The organism is Collinsella sp. AM20-15AC, assembly GCF_003471405.1.
In the GTDB taxonomy this organism is placed as follows: domain Bacteria; phylum Actinomycetota; class Coriobacteriia; order Coriobacteriales; family Coriobacteriaceae; genus Collinsella.
Genome location: NZ_QRJA01000072.1, coordinates 1 through 748, shown reverse-complemented (window position 1 = coordinate 748; position 748 = coordinate 1). Strand labels below are relative to the sequence as shown.

At 60.6% G+C, this 748-nt stretch carries 1 protein-coding gene; it reads left to right on the top strand.

Translation table 11 applies throughout. The features are described from left to right. Positions 1 to 156: 156 nt before the first annotated feature. Entirely contained in the window at positions 157 to 627 is a 471-nt protein-coding gene (tnpA, locus tag DW233_RS10120; protein ID WP_118268035.1) for an IS200/IS605 family transposase, read from the top strand. The last annotated feature ends 121 nt before the right edge of the window (positions 628 to 748 follow it).

Here is a 748-nt window from a genome sequence, read left to right as displayed (position 1 = left end):
TAAAGGCTTTAGCCTGTGCGGGGCGCGCAGCGCGCCGCATCAGAAACCACCCGCTATGCGGGTGGGGCCAAACGGCTTTACAAAGCCGCCCCCTCGCCGGACACTTGCGATTGTTCAGGCCGCAAGGAATCCGAGTCGAGAGGGCGGTGGTGGCGTATGGCCCAGAAGGCCTACAGCCTGTCGCACACGAAGTGGATGTGCAAGTACCACGTCGTGTTCACGCCGAAGTATAGGCGCAAAGTCATCTACAACCAAATAAGGTCCGACCTTGGGGAGATCTTCAGGAAGCTCTGCCAGTACAAGGGGATAGAGATCATCGAGGGGCACCTGATGCCCGACCACGTCCACATGCTGCTGGCGATACCGCCGAAGTACAGCGTGTCCAGCGTGATGGGCTATCTGAAGGGGAAAAGCTCGCTGATGGTATTCGACAGGCACGCGAACATGAAGTACAAGTTCGGCAACAGGAAGTTCTGGGCCGAGGGCTACTACGTTTCCACCGTCGGCCTGAACGAGGCGACGATCGCGAAGTACATCCGGGAGCAGGAGAAGGCCGACATCGCGCTCGACCGGCTGGGCGTCAGGGAGTACGAGGACCCCTTCGATAGGGGGCCGGGGCGTAAATAGCGCCGGTTTGACCGGCCCGTCACGGGTCAATCTGCAGTGCGGCCCGAACCCCGTGAGGGCCGGCGCCTTTAGACGCGTGCCGGAAATCCAAGGGTTACACCCTAAGAGCAAACCACCCCTT

What these genes read in the sequence shown, in the direction of transcription:
- tnpA (WP_118268035.1), top strand. Translation starts at nt 157, where the DNA reads ATGGCCCAGAAGGCCTACAGCCTGTCGCACACGAAGTGGATGTGCAAG.